16 protein-coding genes are annotated in these 20,067 nt (G+C 27.4%); 14 read left to right on the top strand and 2 right to left on the bottom strand.

Annotated elements, in window-relative coordinates; genetic code table 11:
- Positions 1-880: 880 nt before the first annotated feature.
- The 5 genes from IC218_RS07035 (at position 881) to IC218_RS07015 (ending at position 6,049) form a co-directional block, all read left to right on the top strand.
- A complete protein-coding gene (locus IC218_RS07035) occupies positions 881-1,573 on the top strand; it encodes a response regulator transcription factor (protein ID WP_227432729.1) in 693 nt (230 codons plus the stop codon).
- A gap of 195 nt (positions 1,574-1,768) precedes the next feature.
- Positions 1,769-3,838, top strand: coding sequence for a sensor histidine kinase (locus tag IC218_RS07030; protein ID WP_255613177.1), 2,070 nt, complete (start codon positions 1,769-1,771; stop codon positions 3,836-3,838).
- 469 nt (positions 3,839-4,307) lie between these two features.
- Positions 4,308-4,736 carry a hypothetical protein gene (locus tag IC218_RS07025; RefSeq protein WP_227432731.1) on the top strand — a complete coding sequence of 143 codons (429 nt, stop codon included), beginning with the start codon at positions 4,308-4,310 and terminating at the stop codon, positions 4,734-4,736.
- Positions 4,723-5,313 (top strand): TetR/AcrR family transcriptional regulator, encoded by a 591-nt coding sequence (locus tag IC218_RS07020; protein WP_227432732.1) that lies wholly within the window; start codon positions 4,723-4,725, stop codon positions 5,311-5,313. Before IC218_RS07025 ends, IC218_RS07020 begins: the two co-directional genes overlap by 14 nt.
- Positions 5,306-6,049, top strand: a complete 744-nt coding sequence (locus tag IC218_RS07015; RefSeq protein WP_227824122.1) for a DNA alkylation repair protein — start codon at positions 5,306-5,308, stop codon at positions 6,047-6,049. The genes IC218_RS07020 and IC218_RS07015 overlap by 8 nt, the downstream gene beginning before the upstream one ends.
- A gap of 196 nt (positions 6,050-6,245) precedes the next feature.
- Here the strand turns inward: IC218_RS07015 and IC218_RS07010 are convergent, their stop codons facing one another.
- Positions 6,246-7,334 (bottom strand): DUF2185 domain-containing protein, encoded by a 1,089-nt coding sequence (locus IC218_RS07010; RefSeq protein WP_227824121.1) that lies wholly within the window; start codon positions 7,332-7,334, stop codon positions 6,246-6,248.
- A 440-nt stretch (positions 7,335-7,774) separates the two neighbouring features.
- Here IC218_RS07010 and IC218_RS07005 point away from each other — a divergent pair, with 440 nt between their 5' ends.
- From IC218_RS07005 to IC218_RS06990, 4 genes are all read left to right on the top strand, one after another.
- On the top strand, positions 7,775-9,694 hold the full coding sequence (locus IC218_RS07005) for a BglG family transcription antiterminator (protein ID WP_227432735.1): 1,920 nt from the start codon (positions 7,775-7,777) through the stop codon (positions 9,692-9,694).
- Between the two features lie 12 nt (positions 9,695-9,706).
- Positions 9,707-9,985 carry a PTS sugar transporter subunit IIB gene (locus tag IC218_RS07000; RefSeq protein ID WP_227432736.1) on the top strand — a complete coding sequence of 93 codons (279 nt, stop codon included), beginning with the start codon at positions 9,707-9,709 and terminating at the stop codon, positions 9,983-9,985.
- 145 nt (positions 9,986-10,130) lie between these two features.
- Positions 10,131-11,390, top strand: coding sequence for a PTS ascorbate transporter subunit IIC (locus IC218_RS06995; protein WP_227432737.1), 1,260 nt, complete (start codon positions 10,131-10,133; stop codon positions 11,388-11,390).
- A gap of 2 nt (positions 11,391-11,392) precedes the next feature.
- Positions 11,393-12,133 (top strand): SIS domain-containing protein, encoded by a 741-nt coding sequence (locus IC218_RS06990; RefSeq protein WP_227482775.1) that lies wholly within the window; start codon positions 11,393-11,395, stop codon positions 12,131-12,133.
- A 227-nt stretch (positions 12,134-12,360) separates the two neighbouring features.
- On the opposite strand, the gene IC218_RS06985 is transcribed toward IC218_RS06990, so the two are convergent.
- Positions 12,361-12,783, bottom strand: coding sequence for a DUF3284 domain-containing protein (locus IC218_RS06985; RefSeq protein ID WP_227432739.1), 423 nt, complete (start codon positions 12,781-12,783; stop codon positions 12,361-12,363).
- Positions 12,784-13,266: 483 nt separating this feature from the next.
- Between IC218_RS06985 and IC218_RS06980 the strand changes: the two genes are divergently transcribed.
- The 5 genes from IC218_RS06980 (at position 13,267) to IC218_RS06960 (ending at position 20,067) form a co-directional block, all read left to right on the top strand.
- Complete coding sequence (locus IC218_RS06980; RefSeq protein WP_227482773.1) at positions 13,267-16,164, top strand: sigma 54-interacting transcriptional regulator; 2,898 nt, start codon at positions 13,267-13,269, stop codon at positions 16,162-16,164.
- A gap of 31 nt (positions 16,165-16,195) precedes the next feature.
- Positions 16,196-16,642 (top strand): PTS sugar transporter subunit IIA, encoded by a 447-nt coding sequence (locus IC218_RS06975; RefSeq protein ID WP_227432741.1) that lies wholly within the window; start codon positions 16,196-16,198, stop codon positions 16,640-16,642.
- Between the two features lie 118 nt (positions 16,643-16,760).
- Entirely contained in the window at positions 16,761-17,063 is a 303-nt protein-coding gene (locus tag IC218_RS06970; protein WP_227432742.1) for a PTS sugar transporter subunit IIB, read from the top strand.
- Positions 17,064-17,251: 188 nt separating this feature from the next.
- Positions 17,252-18,658 carry a PTS galactitol transporter subunit IIC gene (locus IC218_RS06965; protein ID WP_227824120.1) on the top strand — a complete coding sequence of 469 codons (1,407 nt, stop codon included), beginning with the start codon at positions 17,252-17,254 and terminating at the stop codon, positions 18,656-18,658.
- Between the two features lie 350 nt (positions 18,659-19,008).
- Positions 19,009-20,067 (top strand): galactitol-1-phosphate 5-dehydrogenase, encoded by a 1,059-nt coding sequence (locus IC218_RS06960; RefSeq protein WP_227824119.1) that lies wholly within the window; start codon positions 19,009-19,011, stop codon positions 20,065-20,067.

Below are 20,067 nucleotides of genomic sequence, written 5' to 3'. Positions count from 1 at the left end.
TTATTTAAAAATTTTATTAAATTCATTCTAATAAACAATATAATAAATGCCAATAAAATAAATAAATTTATTAGTAACATATTTAGTAATTATATTGAAATAATTAGATTATATAAAAAATACAACTAAGGTATATGCAATTCATATAGGTTATATGGTAAAAATTAGATGGATATATTCAGCTAAATTCTCTTATTTGAAAAACTTTAGTGATAGTGGAGGAAGATAAATTAATTGAACTCGAAGAATATTTTAAGAATTTGAAATAAAAAAATGACAAATAGATACATAATAAACAAAATGAAGGTATGAAATTATAACTTTTTCTACCTTCATTTTGTTTATTATTCTGAACATGTTAAAAAAATGAAATAAGTTTATCTTCTGTTTATATAAATTTTAATAGGATATGTATAGTATATAGTAGATAGGATGTATAAGAATTGAATTTAAATAAGTAGCTATTATTGCAGTGAAATAAATGCTTCTAAGTATATTTGGGAGGAAGAATGGTGGAAGAAAATTAGTAAAATATGATTCTTCCACCATTCTTCCTCCTAGAAAATAAAAACTACTCAATAAGAATTTATATACATTAATTCAGCTGAATCCAATCAAAATACTTAAATGAAAGTAATCTGAAAACAACATAATTCAAATTAATTAATTCAAATAAACCTCAATTTATCTTAAATCTTAAGAAATATTTAAGATTTAGGATAATATTTTCTTAAGATTTATATTCTATTATATAGATATAAAGAAAAATTATAAAAATGTAAGATAATACAATATAACAATTTAGTCATTATTGAGAAAGGGAGTGAAAGATATTGTATAATAAATATAAGGATTATTATACAATAGAGGAAGTGAAAATATGTACAATATATTAGTAGTAGATGATGATAAAGAGATTGTTGATTCAATAGAGATATATCTTAAATCAGAAGGATTTAAAATACATAAAGCATATGATGGAATGAAAGCATTAGAAGTAATAACAAAAAATGATATCCATCTAATCTTAATGGACATAATGATGCCTAAATTAGATGGAATCAAAGCAACTGTAAAAATACGTGAAGAAAGAAATATACCAATAATTTTAATCTCAGCAAAAAGTGAAGATACAGATAAAATAATGGGATTAAACATTGGAGCTGACGATTATATAACAAAACCATTTAATCTATTAGAACTTGTAGCTAGAGTAAAATCAAACTTAAGGCGATATGTAACCTTAGGTAACTATGAAGATACATGTAAAGAAATTTTAAAAAGTGGGGCTCTAGAGCTAAATACATTGACAAAAGAAGTTAAGATTGATGGCGAAAATATAAAAATGACACCAATTGAATATAAAATAATTGAACTTCTTTTAGAAAATAAAGGACGAGTCTTCTCGATAGATGAGATATACGAAAAAGTATGGAATGAAGAAAGTTTTAATTCAGAAAATACAGTAGCAGTACACATTAGACGAATAAGAGAAAAGATTGAAATAAATCCAAAAGAACCAAGATTTTTAAAGGTGGTGTGGGGAGTTGGTTATAAGATTGAAAAATTTTAGCGGAAAACTTATGAAAGAAAAGAGTTTAATATTTAATTGCATTTTGATTTTAGTCGTTTTTACTTTTACACAAATATTAGGAATTCTTATATGTTTTAACTTCTTCTCAAGTAGCTTAGTGTACTCTATGGGAATTATGCTTGTATTGAATTTTATTTTATATAAGATATTGACGATGTAGATGAGGTGAACAACTTGGAAAAATATAGAGCATTAAAGTTAGTAGCATTAATAATAGTATCTATTTCGTTTCCATTAGCTATACTATTTGCATCAATAGGACTTGCTGAACCTAAACACAATATACAAAAAACTTCTACAAATAGTGGAATTTTTCGAATATCTGATGATTTTTATGACAGCAATATATTTGATGAAAGTACAATTCAAGATTTATTATATAATTTGAAACTATCTGTAAGTAGTGGATACACCAAAGAAGAAAAACTTAAATTAAATTATGAGGATTCAAAATCAGAAGGAAACGGAAAAAATGTTGCTTTAAATAATGATTATGATAACTTTGTAAATGATAAACTATCATCTATAGAATACTTAGACTCTTTAAAAAATGTAAAAATGTATATTAGAAATACATATACAGGAGAGTATTATACGAACACAATATATAATGATTTAGATGAATTTAAGCAAAACATAAAGGGTTATTGTGATGTAGAAATAATAGAAGGAGTAGAAAAAAGTTCCTATACTAAAAAACTAAATGGAAAAAAATCTGAATTAAATAATATCGATTTAAAACTAAATGGTATGGATAAAGCTTTTGAAGCCTATGTATCTTTTCCTAAAGAGTTAAGTATTGAAGATGGAATTGTATACAATAACTTTGAAACGTTTAAGCAAGCTACAGAAAAAGTGCAATTATTTTTTGTAGCTAGTTTAATTTTAGCTATTATATGTTTATTGTCCATTATATTATGTAAACGAATTAAATACAAGGCATTAAAGAAAGACAATGTATTTTTATTAATATACAATAAAATACCTATGGAATTTAATGCAGTAATAATAGTTACCTCAATAATACTTCTATTTCTGTATGTTATTGATACATCCTATGATATTTATATTATATTACTAATTTCTATAGCATCATTACTAATTTCAAATAATATATTTTTTATAACTGTTCAGTTAAGTCATTTAGAAAATAAAATATGTATATTTAAGTCAAGTATTATAGTAAGGGTGATTTTATGGTTAATAAAAACTGTAAGGGAGGTCATTAACGCTATAAAAAAAGTATCTTTAGCAAGAAAAGTTATTGGTATAGTAATAATATCTTTGGTTTTAACAATTGTAATTAGTGTTCAAAGTGTGAGCCTAGGATTGTTATTTTCTATATGTATATTTTTGGGTTTTGCACTTTATATAACCAAAAGGCTTTCTTATTTGAGTTATGTTATAGAAGGTACCGAAAAAATAAAAGATGGTGAATTAGACTATAAGATAAAAATTAGTGGAAATGATAATTTTACATCTTTAGCAGAAAATATAAATAATATTGGAGAAGGTCTGGATAAAGCAATAGAAGAACAGGTAAAAAGTGAAAGGATGAAATCTGACCTTATAACTAATGTATCTCATGATTTAAAAACTCCACTTACTTCTATAATAAATTATGTAGATTTAATTAAAAAAGAAGATTCTATACAACCAGAATATATAAACGATTATATAAATGTACTAGAATCAAAGTCAAAGAGGTTAAAATTATTGATAGAGGATTTATTTGAAGCAAGTAGAGTAAGTAGTGGAAATATAGAGTTACAAATTAGTAAAATTGATTTGGTGCAACTCTTAAGGCAAAGTATAGGTGAACTAGAAGAAAAGTTATCTACAAATAATTTAAGTATAAGACTAAATGTTCCAAATGAAAAAGTGTATATATGGGCAGATGGAAGAAGAATGTATAGAGTTTTTGAAAATCTATTATCAAATATAGCTAAATATTCTTTAGAAAGTACTAGAGTTTATATAGATGTTTATGAAAATGGTGAAAATGTAAAGGTGGTTATGAAAAACATATCTTCATATGAGTTAAATTTTGACCCAAGTGAAATTATGGAAAGATTTAAAAGAGCTGACGAATCAAGAAATACTGAAGGTAGTGGGTTAGGACTTGCTATTGCAAGAGATTTAGTAAACTTACAAGGTGGAAAATTCTATATAGAGATAGATGGAGATTTGTTTAAAGCAAATTTAGAATTTCAAAAATATGAAGAAGAAATAAAGATAGATTAAAATAAAATTTCAAGATATAATATAATTTTTACAGAAAAATTAAGATATTGAAAGGTTTCTTACAAAACAATTATATAGGTACTTTTAAAGAAAGGAATACTTTTAATTAATTTTATGAGAATATAGATAGATTTGTGTAAATATATTTTTCTTATTCAATATTACTGGAAATTTTGATATGCTCCCTTTATAAGTATACAGTTGAAATAATAACAACTGATGCTATGAAGGGAGTATATTTTTATGTCATGAAAATCTAAAATAGATTTTGAAATAAAAATTAAATCAGTTGAAATGTATTGTTTCGCCCCACTCTTGTTGTTCAAAAACGATAGTAACTGGAAGATTATAAGATAATTTAGATATTTCTTTTAAAATAAATTCTCAATCTCCTTTATTCAAAAATATTTGACATACATACTGTACGTATGTTATATTGATGATACCAAATATAAAGGAGATTATTTTTATGAAAAATAGTTTTTATCCTGTACTAATGTGCAATGATATAAGAAAAGAAGCAGATTTTTTTATAGAATTATTTGATTTCAAGGAAACCTTTAATAATGATTGGTATATTAGCTTAAAAGACAATGATGAATTTGAGTTGGCATTGATTGATAGTTCACATGATTCAATACCTAAACTTTATAGAAAACAGTGTGAAGGCCTTATTCTTAATATTGAAGTTAATGACGTAAACACTGTATATTCAGAAGTAATTAGTAGAAAAAAATCATCACTTTTATTAGATATAAAAAATGAAGAATTTGGACAAAGACATTTTATTATTGAAACTCCAAGTAAAATTTTGGTTGATATTATTCAAATAATTCCGCCATCAAATGAGTATCTTAAAAATTATAAGAAATCAGGTAAAGAAAATGAACAAAAATAAAAAAGAATTAGCATCTATAAATACTACAAAAAATTTGATTGCTATTGCACGTAATCATTTTTCTACTTATGGATATGAGAAGACATCATTAGAAGCTATCGCAGAAGAAGCTAATATGACTAGAGGTGCAGTATATCACCATTTTAAAAATAAAAAAAATCTATTTAAAGCAGTTTTAAATCTTGTTCAGTATGAAGTTGGATTAAATGTAGAAAAAGAAGCTATGAAATCCGAAGATATATGGGAACAGTTAATTTTAGGTTGTGTTGGATTTGTACAATCAGCTACTTTAGAATCTAACAAAAGAATATTATTAATCGAAGCACCCAATATTATAGAATGGACAGAGTGGAAAAAAATGGATAATGAGAATTCTGTTTTACTTTTGGAAGAACAACTCTTAGTTGCACAAAAAAATGGGAAATTAATAGAGTTTGATATTCATATGATTTCACATATGATTTCTGGTGCATTAAATGATTTATCTATTTTTCTTGCAGAAAGCAATATTTTAGATAAAAATCAAGTTTATAAAGCGATTTCTCATTTATTGACAGGGTTTAGAAAAGATGGCTAAGAAAGTGAAAGACTACTATGACATTGAATATGTAAACTTCTTAGCTGAAAAAATAAAATCAGTATATCCAGAATTTATTATTAATGAGTTTTTTTCACTAACAAAACCAACTATTGAATTGTTAGAATTCAATGAAAGGCAAGAGTTATTAGCAAATGCTTTAAAAAAGTCTATCAATTTAAACTATTCAGATACTATTAATGTTTTTGAGAAAATATTAGGTCCAGAGTTAGAAGGCAGTTTAGGCATGTTTACAGAGGGTTATTGGCTATGGCCCATTGGAAAGTATGTAGAGAAGTTTGGTGGAGAAAATTTTGAAGTAAGTACAACTTTCAGTAAGGAGTTGACAAAAAGATTTACTAGTGAATATTGTATGCGTACTATAATAAATAATTTTCCAGAACAGTCTATGGAATTGCTTTTAAAATGGAGTAAAGATAGTAATAAAAGAGTTCGTCGATTATCCAGTGAATGTCTCAGAATACGGTTGCCATGGGCAAAAAAAATGTATGTTGCCTTAGAATACTTTGATACTTATTTTGAATTATTGTCTAATCTAAAAAATGATACAGATAAAACAATTCAAAAGAGTGTAGCAAATAATCTAAATGATTTATACAAAGAAGAGCAAGACAAATTTGAATTAATTATTTCTAGTTGGCAAACAGAAAATATAACAAAAGAATGTCAATGGATTATTAAGCATGCTTCAAGAACAAAAAATAAAAAGAAATAATGTTTGTAGTATTTATATTCAAAAATATGTCTAAAGATGATATCTTTCTAATGAAAAAAGAGTAATTAAAAAGTAATTATAAAAAAACTCTATAAGAAAATTGTATTTTTCAAAAGATTTTCTTATAGAGGCAAACATATATTGTGTATAATACTAATATTAATGATAAATTTAAACTGATAATCAACCTAATATCTTAAAAATATGTTGGATTCATAAATGGGATTACAAGTTCTGCGACCTCTCCATCTGCATCAAGCCCCCAATATCCGCTGTAAATACCATCACCTATACCGCTTGTGAACATAATTAATCTGTAGGATGTTTGTGGTAATTTTAAAAGTAAGAAATTGCCATTTTTATTCTGTAAATTTGGATGCATTTCATGACTTTTTTGAAAAAGTGTTGCAAAATAATCATTATATTTGTTTTTACTTGGATTTTCATTTTGCCATTTTGTTATAAAATTACTATACTCCTTTGCAACTTTTGCGTCTGAAAAACAGGCTAATCCTGTATCCACACCAAAGAAAGTCCATGCTCCTGACTTTCCAAAATCTTCGCATTTCTTTCCCTTTGGCATTGCAATTTCATACTTGATAGGTTTTTTGTCATTGATAATCAATCTTGATGCTGCAATTCTAAGTCCTGCAATTTTAGAATGGCAGATAGAAATTTCTACCGAATAACTTCCAACAGGTATTTTTCTTTCTAAATAAGTCATATATTCACTACCTAAATACGCAAGAGGGTCTGCAAGGACAACTTCTCCACTTGGGAAATCTGTTTCTCCTATAATGAATGGTTCAAGTTTCTCACTTCTTTGAAACAAGCTTTGAAAGAATTCTATTGAATAGTTTTCCTGATTTAGAAATTTTAGGTTTTTTTCAAATGCTATTTGAGCAGGATGTTTAACTTGTTCTCTAATTTCTTTTCCTGTATTTGTATCAATAAAATATTTTCCACTTTTATTAGAGTGAAATTCTAAATCAGTTCCTATGGGCATATAAAAAATATTCAAAGTAGTTGGTTCAACGTTAATAAGTGTATTAAAATCTACAATTGCCATATTCTTGGGATTGTCTACATACTCTTGTGTATCTGTATCACCAAAAGCAATCCATCCATTTCCAAACTCACTATGCTCTCTAAAAAGCCACCTCAGTTTTGATGTTCCATTGAGAATCGATTTGCTGACAATACAGCCACCTGCTCCAGTAATATACTGCTTTACTTCTGATTTTTCGACTTTTGTTTCTTTTTTATTTTTGCTAAACAGTTCCATACGAATTCTCCTTACTTTCAAAAATTTCTTGATAATAAATATAATAGACATTATTTTATTTGATGGTTGATTTGTTATCTTTCAATTTATTTGTTAAATATATCGTATCATACCTTCATACTAAATTCTGTGTTTTTCTGATTTTAGCAAAGATACTTATTTCAATCTGTATGGTAATAATTGTATTTGATTGTATTAAATCATTACAGTACTATTTATTTAAGTAGACACAACTTAGGGATTTTTTACTCAGTATAGATTGTTTTTTGAAAAAATAATCTATGCCATTCCCATATTTTTTAAAAAATACTTTTTAGTATCATTTATCTTTTAGATTAGGGTTAAACTGTGCAAAATTATAGAATAAGGTAAAATCATGTGCAATTATTTGGTATGGCACTATGTATGTAAAATATAGATAATAAAATTAAGGAGGCAGTATGAAGGAAAGGGCTAAAAAAATATTAGATTTTATTATTAAAAATAACAATGTAACATCACAAGAGCTACAAGAAAAGTTTAATGTATCAAAAAGAACTGTTTATTACGATATCCTATCTATAAATGAAGAACTAGGAAAAAGAGGTAATATAAAAAATATAAAGCACAAATTTATATTTGAAGGTAACTTAGGTAATGTAAGAAAAATAATTTCAGCTGAAGAAGATAAATTTCTAGATAGTGAATATAGAAAAACTTTTATATTAAACAAGATATTACATGATGAAAAAATATCAATAGAAAAACTAACAAATGAAATGTTACTTTCAAAAAACACAGTAGTACAAACAATAACTGATATAAAAAAGCACCTTCAAACAATGGGACTAAAATTAGAGTACAAGGGAAAGTACAAAGTAATAGGTGATGAATATGTTATTAGAGAACTTTTCTTGCTACTTACACAAGAAAATGTATTAGAAATTAATTCTATAAGTAAGGAAGTAACTGACTTTGATACAAAGGGATGCATAAACCTTACAGATTACTCTTTATTAAATTTAACTAAGTTTACAAAGTTTCTAAATAAAAGAATAAGAGATGGGAAAACCTTGTATTCTTATAAATATCTAAATGAAGCTAAAAAAATTAGTTACTTTAATAATTGTAAAGAACTTTTGTGTGAAGAAGCTAATGAAAATGAACAAGCCTATGTATGTGCTTATGTAAGTTCACTTCCTAGTTTAAATAGTGAAGTTAAGGAAGATGTTGTTGAAGAATATGTAGATAAACTTATAGACAAGTTTGAAGTAAATACAGCAATAAAATTAGAAAGTAAACATGAGTTTAAAAAAAATATTTTAAGGCACTTGCATTCTTCTTACAACAGAATAAGATTTAAGTTTCCTATTAGCAACCCTATGCTAGACGAAACGAAGTATAAACATAAGTCACTTTATAAGATTATAAAGTCAATTATAGAAAATGAAGAAGAGTTTCCTGTATTTGAAGGTATAAGAGAAGAAGAAATAGGATTTATAGCAGCATATTTTGGAGGATACTTAAGAGGTTCTAGAGATAATGGTCTAAGAAAGAATAAAGTTTTACTAGTTTGTCCTAATGGTCTTATGGTATCAAAGAGTTTGGAAATACAGCTATACAAATACATACCAACTATAGAAATAGTAGGTATAGTATCTATTAAGCAACTAAAAGAAGTAAATATATACTATGATTACATAATTACAACCATAGACATACAAAATGTAAGTAATGTAATAGTTGTGAATCCTCTTTTAACAACATCAGACATTCAATTACTGATGAACAAACTCATAAGTGTAAAAGAAAATGAGAAGTATTTCAATCTTGAACTGATAATACAGGCGATAAGAAAAAATGGAGTTATTAATAACGAAGAATCACTAAAAGCTGACTTATTAAACATAATACATAAGATAGATGAAGGAGAGATGTATCAACCAATGTTAAAGGAATTAATTAATGAAGATAGGGTCAATATAATAAAAAATGTTAAAGATTGGAAAGAAGCAATAAAAATAGCCTCAAAACCATTGTTAGAAGACAACTCTATAGAAGACTTGTATATAGAAAATATGATAAAGTCAGTTGAAAAGTATGGACCTTATATTGTTTTAGCTGATAGATTTGCTCTACCACATGCAAGTTCTAAAGAAGGGGTAAACAAACTTGCCATGTCTTTACTTATAGTAAAAGATGAGGTTGATTTATTAGGAAAGCCAGTGAATATATTTATGGTACTAGCTGCTATAGATAACACTACTCACATCAGAGCATTAGCATCACTTTCAGAAATGATGTATGAAGAAGAAAATATAAATTTAATAATTAATGGAGACAAAACCTCAATACTAGAACTTATAAATAAACAAAATTAGGAGGAATTTAAAATGAAAATATTAGCAGTATGTGGATTTGGTGTAGGTTCATCAATGGTATTAAAAATGACGATACAAAAGGTTTTAAAGCAGTTAAGTATAGAAGGTGAAGTAGAAAATACAGATATAAACTCAGCTAGAGGAGCTGATTGTGACTGTATATTTACAAGCCAAGAATTATTAAATGAATTAAAAGGAACTTGTAATGTACCAGTATATCCAGTTAAGAAGTATATGGACTTAGCAGAAGTTACAGAAGTTGTTCAAACCTTTTTAAATGATAAGAAATAGTATAAATTTAAAAAAGTAAATTTAAAAGTAAATTTAAGTTAATCGACATAAAATAAAAGCTTACTGAAATTAAAAATAGTAAGCAAGAGAGGGGGATTTTAGTGGTAGAAAACTTAAATAGTTAACCTATCACTAAAAAAATATAATGCTTGATTTTATTTCAAATAATATTTTACGTAATCCGTCTATGCTAATTGGATTAATAGCAGCATTTGGTCTTATATTACAGAAAAAGAAAGCATCAGATGTTATAAAGGGTGCATTACTTGCAGCTTTTGGAATCATAATTATGGAAACTGGAACAGGTATGTTAGTCAGTTCGATAGCACCAATTAATGGAGCTTTCCAAAGTATAAGTGGTGGTGCGGTAACAGAAGGTTTAAGTGATGTTACTTTTACTGCAAGTTATGGAGGAGTTATAGGTTTAGCTATGTTTGTAGGTCTAGCTCTTCATTTAATGATAGCAAGATTTACACCTATTAAGACAATCTTCTTAACAGGTCACATGCTTTACTGGTTTCCGTTTATATTTGTAGCATCAGGAGTTGAAGCTGGATTAGGTGGTGGAGTATTAATAGCTTTTGCAGCAGTACTATCAGCACTTTACTGGTCAATAATGCCATGGTTATTAAGAAAGTATGTATTTGACGTTATTGGAGATGAATCTTTTACACTAGGGCATCCAGCAGGTTGTTTAGCACTTGTATCAGGGTTTGTCGCTAAGTTAGTAGGAAATAAAGAAAAGTCTACAGAAGATATAAACATACCTCAAAGTTTATCATTCTTTAGAGAAATATCTATAAGTGGTGGAATGGCAGTATTTTTAATGTTTATAGTTGTTGGAATAGTAATACCAGGGGCATTTAAGGATGCTAATGAGTTTATTGGAACATATGCAATAAAGCAAGGTCTTTCTTTTGGGGCAGGTCTTATAATCATGCTTCATGGGGTAAGAATGTTAATAAATCAAATAATGCCAGCATTCCAAGGCATATCAGAAAAAGTTGTACCAAACGCACTACCAGCTTTTGACTGTCCAATACTATTTAACTATAAGCCAAATGCTGTATTAATAGGATTTTTAGTTGCTATGTTAACATCTACAGCTATGATTTTAATATGTAACTATTTCAATATATTTAACATGTTAATTATACCACTTGTTATAACTTCATTCTTTGAGTGCGGAGCAGCAGCAGTAATAGGAGAATCGCAAGGTGGTATACGTGGAGCTATAATAGGTACAGCTGTAGCTGCAATACTTATGGTAGCTTTAGTAGGAATATCTGCTGTAATTTACTCAGGAACTATTAAAAACTGGATACTAATATTTGGTGGTAACGACCTTTCATTATTTGGTATAATCAGTAAGTTTATAGGTTCATTATTTGGAGGAGTATTATAAGTATGAAATTTAAATACATAGATGAGATAAAAAGATTAATTGACATAATAGAAAATGAAGAAAAAGTCAATATGGAAAAAGCAGTACAAATCCTTGTTGAGGCAATAGAAAACAAAAGTGCTATATTTTCCTTTGGGGCTTCACATGCAGGAATACTAACAGAAGAATTATTCTACAGGGCAGGTGGATGTGTTCTTATAAATCCAGTATTTGCAAAGTCTCTAATGCTAGATACAGCACCGATAACTCACACTAGTAAGATGGAAAGGCTAGAAGGATATGGTGCAGCTCTAGCTGATAAGACTCCAATTAAAGAAGGAGATGTAGTTATAGTTCACTCAGTATCTGGTAGAAATCCAGTAAGTATAGAGTTTGCTATAGAAGCTAAAAAAAAGATGGCAACAGTAATATGTATAACTAATTTAAGTTATTCAAAGAGCGTATCTTCAAGACATTCTTCAAGAAAAAATCTTTATGAGGTGTGTGATTTAGTAATAGATAATCATGGTCAAAAGGGAGATGCCTGTGTAGACATAGATGGACTAAATCAAAAAGTTAGTCCAACGTCTACTGTAATTGCAACCACTGTTATGAATTCTATTATAGCTCAAGTTACTCAAGAGTTAGTTAATAGAGGGTTAAAGAATCCACCAATTTTTTATAGTGCAAATATAGACGGTGGAGATGAGTTAAATAAGAAGATTTTTGATGAGTATAAAGATGTAATCTACTATGAGTATTAAGGCGAATAAAGTATTTCAATAAGATTCAAAAGGTCTTAACAATGTAAATAAGTAGTATCTAAAAAAGCTGTAGGTAAAATCTACAGCTTTTATTATTAGGTAATCGCATAGAATAAAGATAATTAAAAGTACTCCTTATTTATCTTATAGTATAAATTATTTAACTATTTAATTTCTATAATAAATATATTTAATTGTTTTTAAGTACAATAGTATTTAATTTATATTTATGAATTAATCTTTTTATTTGCTAGTTCTAGTTCTAATTTTTTTATAAAATTATTAAATTCATCTGGTTGTCTTTTTCCAAATAAGATTCTTACAATAAGTGAATTAATTTTTCCAAATATATTTCTATCACTTTCACTTTCAGTGAAAATAAGTTTTGTATTTTCTAAATCAATATGTATAAGTTCATATCTAGTAATAAAACTTTCTCTGTTATTGCTTGTTTTTATCTCATATATTCTATTCTTCTCAAAATTAGTTATTTCAACCTTAAATCTTTTATTATTTTTTTGTTGTACAAATGTACCTACCGCCCTCTTCTCGTTAAAATTAGGGAAATTTAGTCTTGCAGATTTTATAAATATATTAAATATATCTTTTGCAGAGTATTTCAATAAAGCTTCAGATTTAAATGTTTTCATATTATTTTCCTCTCTGTGTGTAATTTTAATACTTGTAAATTATTTTTATAAATAAAATAGTATAATATGTCATATAAAGTCATACCTCAGTTAGAGATATGATTAAATTACTGTGTATATGAGAATTTAATAAAATACTATTATATCGAATTAAAATTTAAAAACAGAAAGTGTTAAAAGCATAAAGGTTCATAAATTCTTTGTTGAGTAGATATATAATATTATATCTAATTAAATAAACTTTTCAATCCTAATTTTATAACTAATTTATATGATAATCTATATTATGAATTATAATATCAGCAATCAAAAACAGTTAATACATTTAGTAAATTACTAAATGTACAAAAAGCAAATGTTTATCAAAATGTATGAATACTTATGAAAAAGTAGTCATTTACAAGCGTTGCAAAGAAAAAAAGTATTGAAATAAGTATGGCACGATAGTTGCTTATATATTTATCAAGAAAGGAGTTATCAAGCATGGAGTTGAGAGATAAACTTGTAAACATCATAAATACAGAAAATAAAAAAGACCCACTAACAGATGTTCAAATAGCAAAGTTTTTAAATACAACTAGAGAAAATATAACTAATCTAAGGAAAGAACTCAATATAAGTAATTCGAGACAAAGAAGATATCCTTATTTAAAGTCAGCGATTTCAGCAATATTGCAAAACAGCAAGGATATTTCTATTTCAGAAATTACCAGAGAGTTGATGACAGAAGGATTCAATATATCAAGAAGAGTTGTAGAGGAAATTTTGCCTAAAGAAAGTTTAGAAATGGAAATTGTAGAGGTAATTGAAGAAAAATCAAGCGACCCGTTTGAAACTTTGATTGGAAATAAGGGAAGTCTTAGAAATGCTGTAGAACAAGCAAAGTCTGCTATATTGTATCCTCCAAAAGGTCTTCCAACTTTAATTGTAGGAGAAAGTGGAGTTGGTAAGAGTTTATTTTCTAAACATATGTATGAGTTTGCAAAGAAAAAAAAGGTAATAAAAGAAAATTCTAATTTTGTTGTATTTAACTGTGCTGATTACAGTGATAATCCACAATTATTGTTATCTTTATTATTTGGATATAAAAAAGGTGCATTTACAGGAGCTGAATATGATACCCCAGGTCTTGTAGAAGAAGCTGATGGAGGAGTTTTATTTTTAGATGAAATTCATAGATTACCTCCAAAAGGTCAAGAAATACTATTTTCTATTTTAGACAGAGGCAAATTTAGAAGATTAGGTGAAACTAATGCTGAAAGAAAGGTAAGCATGATACTGATTGGAGCAACTACTGAAAACGTAGAGACTAATTTATTGTTGACATTTAGAAGAAGAATACCAATGCTAATAACATTACCATCATTACATGATAGACTGTTAAAAGAAAAAATAGACCTTATATACAATATCTTTCAACAAGAGTGTAACAGAATAAATGCAAAAATATTTGTAGATAAAAATGTGATTGAAATACTTGCATTAAAAAAATTTAGTGGAAATATAGGGCAATTACAAAATATGATTCAGGTTCTTTGTGCAAGAGCTTTTATGAAGTTTATAAATTCTAAAGATGAAGATTGTGAATCAATAGTAGTAGTAGATATAAATGAAGTTTTAAAGCTTAAGGATTCTTTCAAAGATGCTGCTTTTCAAGAGGTTGAATACACAGAAATAAGAAAGTATTTAAAAAATGCTATATTTATACCATTTAATGTAGAGGAATCCTCAATAAAAGAAAATATTGTGAATGATGAGTACATATTACCAGAGGATATATATAAAACAATTGAAAAGAAATATTATGATTTAAAGTCTCTAGATATTGAAGATATTGACATAGAAAACATTTTATGGACTTTTGTTTTAAATAGATTTGCTGACATAAAGTTTAATCTAGAAAACGATGAAGAAATCTTCTCAATGAGTGATTTAAATAGCTTTGTAAGTGATAGTCTAGTAAAACTGGTAAAAGAGCTAATGAATAATATAATTGAAAAAAATACTAATTTAGAAGTAAATAAAAATGCATTTAAATATCTAGCAATACATTTAGAAGAAGCAATAAAAAGGATTAAACTAAATCAAAAGATAATAAATGTAAACTTAGAAAAAATAAAAATAGATTTTTCAAAAGAATATGAAATAGCAAAACGCTTTGCAATAAAAATTGAAGATACAAATGAAATTAAGATTCCAGAAGATGAGATTGGATTTATAACACTTTATATAAAATCAGCCTTAAAGAATGAAGTAAAAAAAGATAAAGTTGGATTGATAATAATCTCTCATGGTCGTATAGCTACAGAAACTGTAAATGTTGTTAAAGAGCTTTTGGGAGTAAAATTTCCTGTGGCCATAGACATGCCTTTAGATGAAAAACCAATGAATATATATAACAAGGCGGTGGAGTTGTCAAAAATAATAGACCAAGGGAAAGGAATATTATTTCTAGTTGATATTGGGTCACTTACAAATATAGGACAAATAGTAAATAAGAGAACTAACATAAATACTAAAACTATTGATAGAGTAGATCTTTTAATGGCATTAGAAGCAGCTAGGAAAGTTTCTATGGGAGATGAAGAACTTGATGAAATGTTTTTTTCTCTTGTAAAAGATAGGATGGGATATAATTATGAACTGGAAAAGCATATAGATAAAACCAATGCAATTGTAGCCCTATGTCTTACTGGAGAGGGAACCGCTAAGTACATAAGCAAAACATTAGAAGAAAAGTACAACAATACTAAATGTTATCAAATGAGTGCTTTGGATGAGAATCTTCCCTATAAAATTGAAAAATTAAGAGAAAAAAATAATATATTAGCCATTGTTGGTACAATAAATCCCAAAATACCAGGCATAAATTTTATTCCATATAATAAAGATGTTTTTAAAAACCTAGATATCTATCTTTCAAAAAAGCAAGATGATAGTCAAATTAAAGGATATGGAAGAATGCTTGATGAGGATTTAGTAATATTTGAGCCAGATATATATTTTAAAAAGGATTTACTAGAATATGTATGTTCAATTCTTATCAATAAAGGATATGTGGAAAAAGATTATTTGGATTCAGTTCTACATAGAGAAGAAATGCTTCCAACCTATTCTAAAGGGGCTACAGGTGTACCTCATGGAGATTCTTCTACAGTAAATAGTACAAGATTTGTTTTTATTAAATTAAAAAACCCTATTGACTGGGGTGTAGGCAATGTGAATTTTGTATTTATGCCAGTTTTTAAGACTAATGATAAAGATATTGTTAAGAATGTTCTTGAAATTTTAAAAGATGAAAAGTTTATGAATAGTGCTAAACAGTGTTTTGATAAAGAAGATTTTAAGAAGATTATATTTGATAAATTTAAAAATATATAGATATAGCAACAATTTGAGAGGAGTTAGAGTAATGAATGTAGATTTAATATCATTAGACTTAGAAGCTAATGATTATGAAAGTATTATCAGAGAATTAGGAAATAAAATGTATCAAAAAAAATATGTAAAAAATACATATATAAATGCCGTTTTGAAAAGAGAAAAAACATTACCTACAGGGCTTAATATTGGAGAAATGTGTGTTGCGATTCCACATACAGACTCACAACATGTAAATGAATCTAATGTAGCTGTAGGAATATTGAAAAATCCAGTAAAATTTAATTCAATGATAGACCCAACAGATAAATTAGATGTGGAGCTTGTATTTTTACTAGCAGTAAAGAATCCAGACTCTCAAGTAAAATTATTAAAAGATTTAATGTCAGTTTTTCAGAATATAAAGCTGTTGAGAGATATAAAAAATGCATCAACAAAAGAAGAAGTAGCTGAATTATTAAATTTTATAGAAATATAATGAAAAGATGTTTTAGAAGTAAATAATAGAAAATTAGAAACTTAAAAGCAGTATTAACTTTTGAGCAATTTAATTTATATAAAATAAAACTTAAATATAATATTAGGAGGAAATTATTATGAAACAATTTAATGTATTATCAGTATGTGGTTCAGGAACAGTTACATCATCAATGGTGGCAGGTAAATTAAAAGAAGTATTAGGAGATAAGGGTATATCTATTACAACAACAGAGGCTAGACCAACAGAAGCATTAAATTTGGCACAATCAGGAAGATTTGATTTTATAACATTTACAAGCCCACTTCAATCAGGTGATTACGGAATACCAACTATAAATGCATTTGCTTGTCTTACTGGTATAGGAGAAGATGCATTCTTTGAAGAAGTTTTAAAGGTTATTGATAGTTTAAATAAATAGTGTTTATAGTATTTAAATTAATAATTTAGATACTATAATAAACTATTATTCAAATAACTACTATCAAAATAAATTTAATTAAAGTGGCATCATTTAAGAATTTATTAGAATAAAAATGACAACAAAAAGATATTTATTTAGACATATTTAATTAATTTGATAAATGTTTAGAAATAGGAGGGTAAAAGATGTTAACATTTATGAAATCTATAATCGATACATTTGGTTCTGCAATTATAGTTCCAATTATAATATTCATAATAGCAAAAATATTTAAAGTGACTACTAAGAAATCGTTTCTTTCAGCTGTATATGCAGGTGTTGCTTTGCAAGGTTTTACGTTAATATTAAATTCATTTACACCAATAATAACACCAGTAATTAATAGAATGGTAGATAGTACAGGAGTAAATTTACCTGTGTTTGATGTTGGTTGGCAAGCTACATCATTAGTTGCATTTTCAACAAGTGCAGGTATGATATACTTAGGTCTTGGAATATTATTGCAAACTATTTTATTTTTAGTAAAGTGGACAGATGTATTCCAACCATCAGATTTATGGAATAATTATTCTTATATGGTTTGGGGAGCAATGGTAATAGGAGTGACAGGCAATTTCCCTTTAGGTATAGGGTGTATGGTCTTGTTAAACTTATACAGTTTATTAATATCAGAATTAGTTGCAAAGAGATGGTCTAGTTATTATAGATATCCTAATTGTACAATAATAGCTATGCACAATGTTGAAGCTTCTGTCTTTGCAGTATTTGCAGACCCTATATATAACAAACTTGGACTAAATAAAATAAAGTTAAACCCTAAAGAATTAGAAAAGAAATTAGGATTTTTAGGTGAGCCGATTACTCTAGGTCTTTTCTTGGGTATGTTTATTGGTATACTAGGTAATATGACTAGAATAACTACTATGGAAGCTTGGGGAGAAATAATGAAAGTTGGTATATCTACAAGTGCTGTTATGGCAATATTCCCAAAAGTAGCAAGTATGTTTGCTCAAGCATTTGCACCTATAACAGAAGCTGCTAGAAAGATTATGCAAAAAGCTGGAAATCGCGAGTGGTATATAGCAGTAAATGATGCTGTGGGATATGGTGAACCTGCAACTTTAATATCAGGTCTTATCTTAATTCCAATAATGCTTGTAGTAGCTATGATACTTCCAGGGAATCAGGTATTACCAGTTGTAGACTTACTTGCAATTCCATATATGGTACAAGGTTTAGTTGCAGTACATAATGGTAATATACCAAAAGTAATAGTTTCAGGTATAATATGGTTTGGATTAGGATTATATATATGTACATCTACGGCTCCATTATTTACAGATATGGCTACAAGTGTAGGTGTTGCTATACCAGCTGGAGCTATGCTTATAACAAGTTTCAATATACTAGGAAAACCTTTGATGGGGTTAGTATTCTTTGCATTCTTAAGTGCAAATACAATTTATATAGGATTAGCAGTTGGAATTTACTTTGTCTTATGGGCATTATTTAGAAAGAATAAAACAAGTATACTTGAATATTTAGAAAAACAAGCACTTAAAAATGTTGCAGAAGAACCTGTAGTAGCATAGCTTAAGTTTATTAAATATAAGAATACAATGAATCAAGAAATCTATAATTGATTTTATAGGAGTATCAGAGATTATCTGAAAAGCTATAAATGAAATGTAGATTTCTTTTTATTTTGATAAATATTAGGATTCTGTTTTATTGTACTCAACTATTAATTTTATGAATTTTATTTTGTTATTTAAAACATATTTTTTTATATTTATACAATAATGTAATTTGATTTTATAAAATGTATTATACACTGTCAAAATGCTTTGTATGTAAGGTATTTGTAGATATGAATTATTTGTTTTTTGTATGGCATAAATATTGCTATATATAAGTGTATAGCATGAAGGGAGAGGTTTATATGGCAAATAAGATGAGAGCATCAGTACTATACGATATAGGTGATGTTAGATATGAAATGGTTGATATACCAGAAATAACAGATGGAGAAGTACTTGTAAATGTTAAATATGTTGGAATATGTGGTTCGGATTTACCTAGGTCTATGGTTAGTGGATTGAGTGGAGGTACAGCATATCCATTAATCTTAGGACATGAGTTTTCTGGTGAAGTTGCTAAAGTAGGGTCAAAAGTAAAGAGTATTAAAGTAGGAGATAGAGTAGCTGTTGCTCCATTAGTTCCTTGTGGAGAATGTGGTTATTGTAAAGAGGGGAATTTTGGATTATGTAATGACTACAATATAATTGGGACAAGAGTAAATGGAGCTTTAGCAGAATATGTGAAAGTTCCTGAAGAGCATGTTTTAAAATTACCAGATACATTAGATTATGAAACTGCTGCTGGAATTGAACCAGCAACTATAGCATATCATGGGATTGCAAAAGCAGATATTAAGGTAGGAGATAGTGTAGTTGTACTAGGGTGTGGTCCAATAGGTCAGTTTGCTTTACAATGGGCAAAGGTTTTTGGAGCATCTAAAATTATAGCTGTTGATATTTTTAATGAAAAGCTAGAACTGTCTAAAGGTCTAGGAGCGAACTATACAGTAAATTCAAAAGAAGTAGATGCAATTGAAGAAATAAAAAAAATAACTAATGGTGGTGCTGATATTGTCATAGAGACTGCTGGGAGTAGGTTTACTCAAGAGCAATCTCTACTTATAGCAAAAAAAAGAGGAACTATAGTATTTGTAGGTATTTCGCATACAGAATTACCACTTAGTGCAAAAGCTGCTGAGAGCATATTACGTGGAGAACTTACTTTGAAAGGTTCTTGGAATTCATATACAAGTCCTTATCCTGGAAGAGCATGGACCGCAACATTAGATTTTATGGGAAAAGGAGATATTATTTTTACACCAATGATTTCACATAAAATAGGTCTTAATGAAGTGGGAGAATTTCTGCGTAAAATGGCAAATAGAGAAATAAATTTCAATAAAATCCTAGTAGAAATATAA

Origin of the sequence: Clostridioides sp. ES-S-0005-03 (assembly GCF_020658455.1) — a bacterium.
Taxonomy (GTDB): Bacteria; Bacillota; Clostridia; order Peptostreptococcales; family Peptostreptococcaceae; genus Clostridioides.
This window is presented reverse-complemented; position numbering and strand designations above follow the sequence as displayed.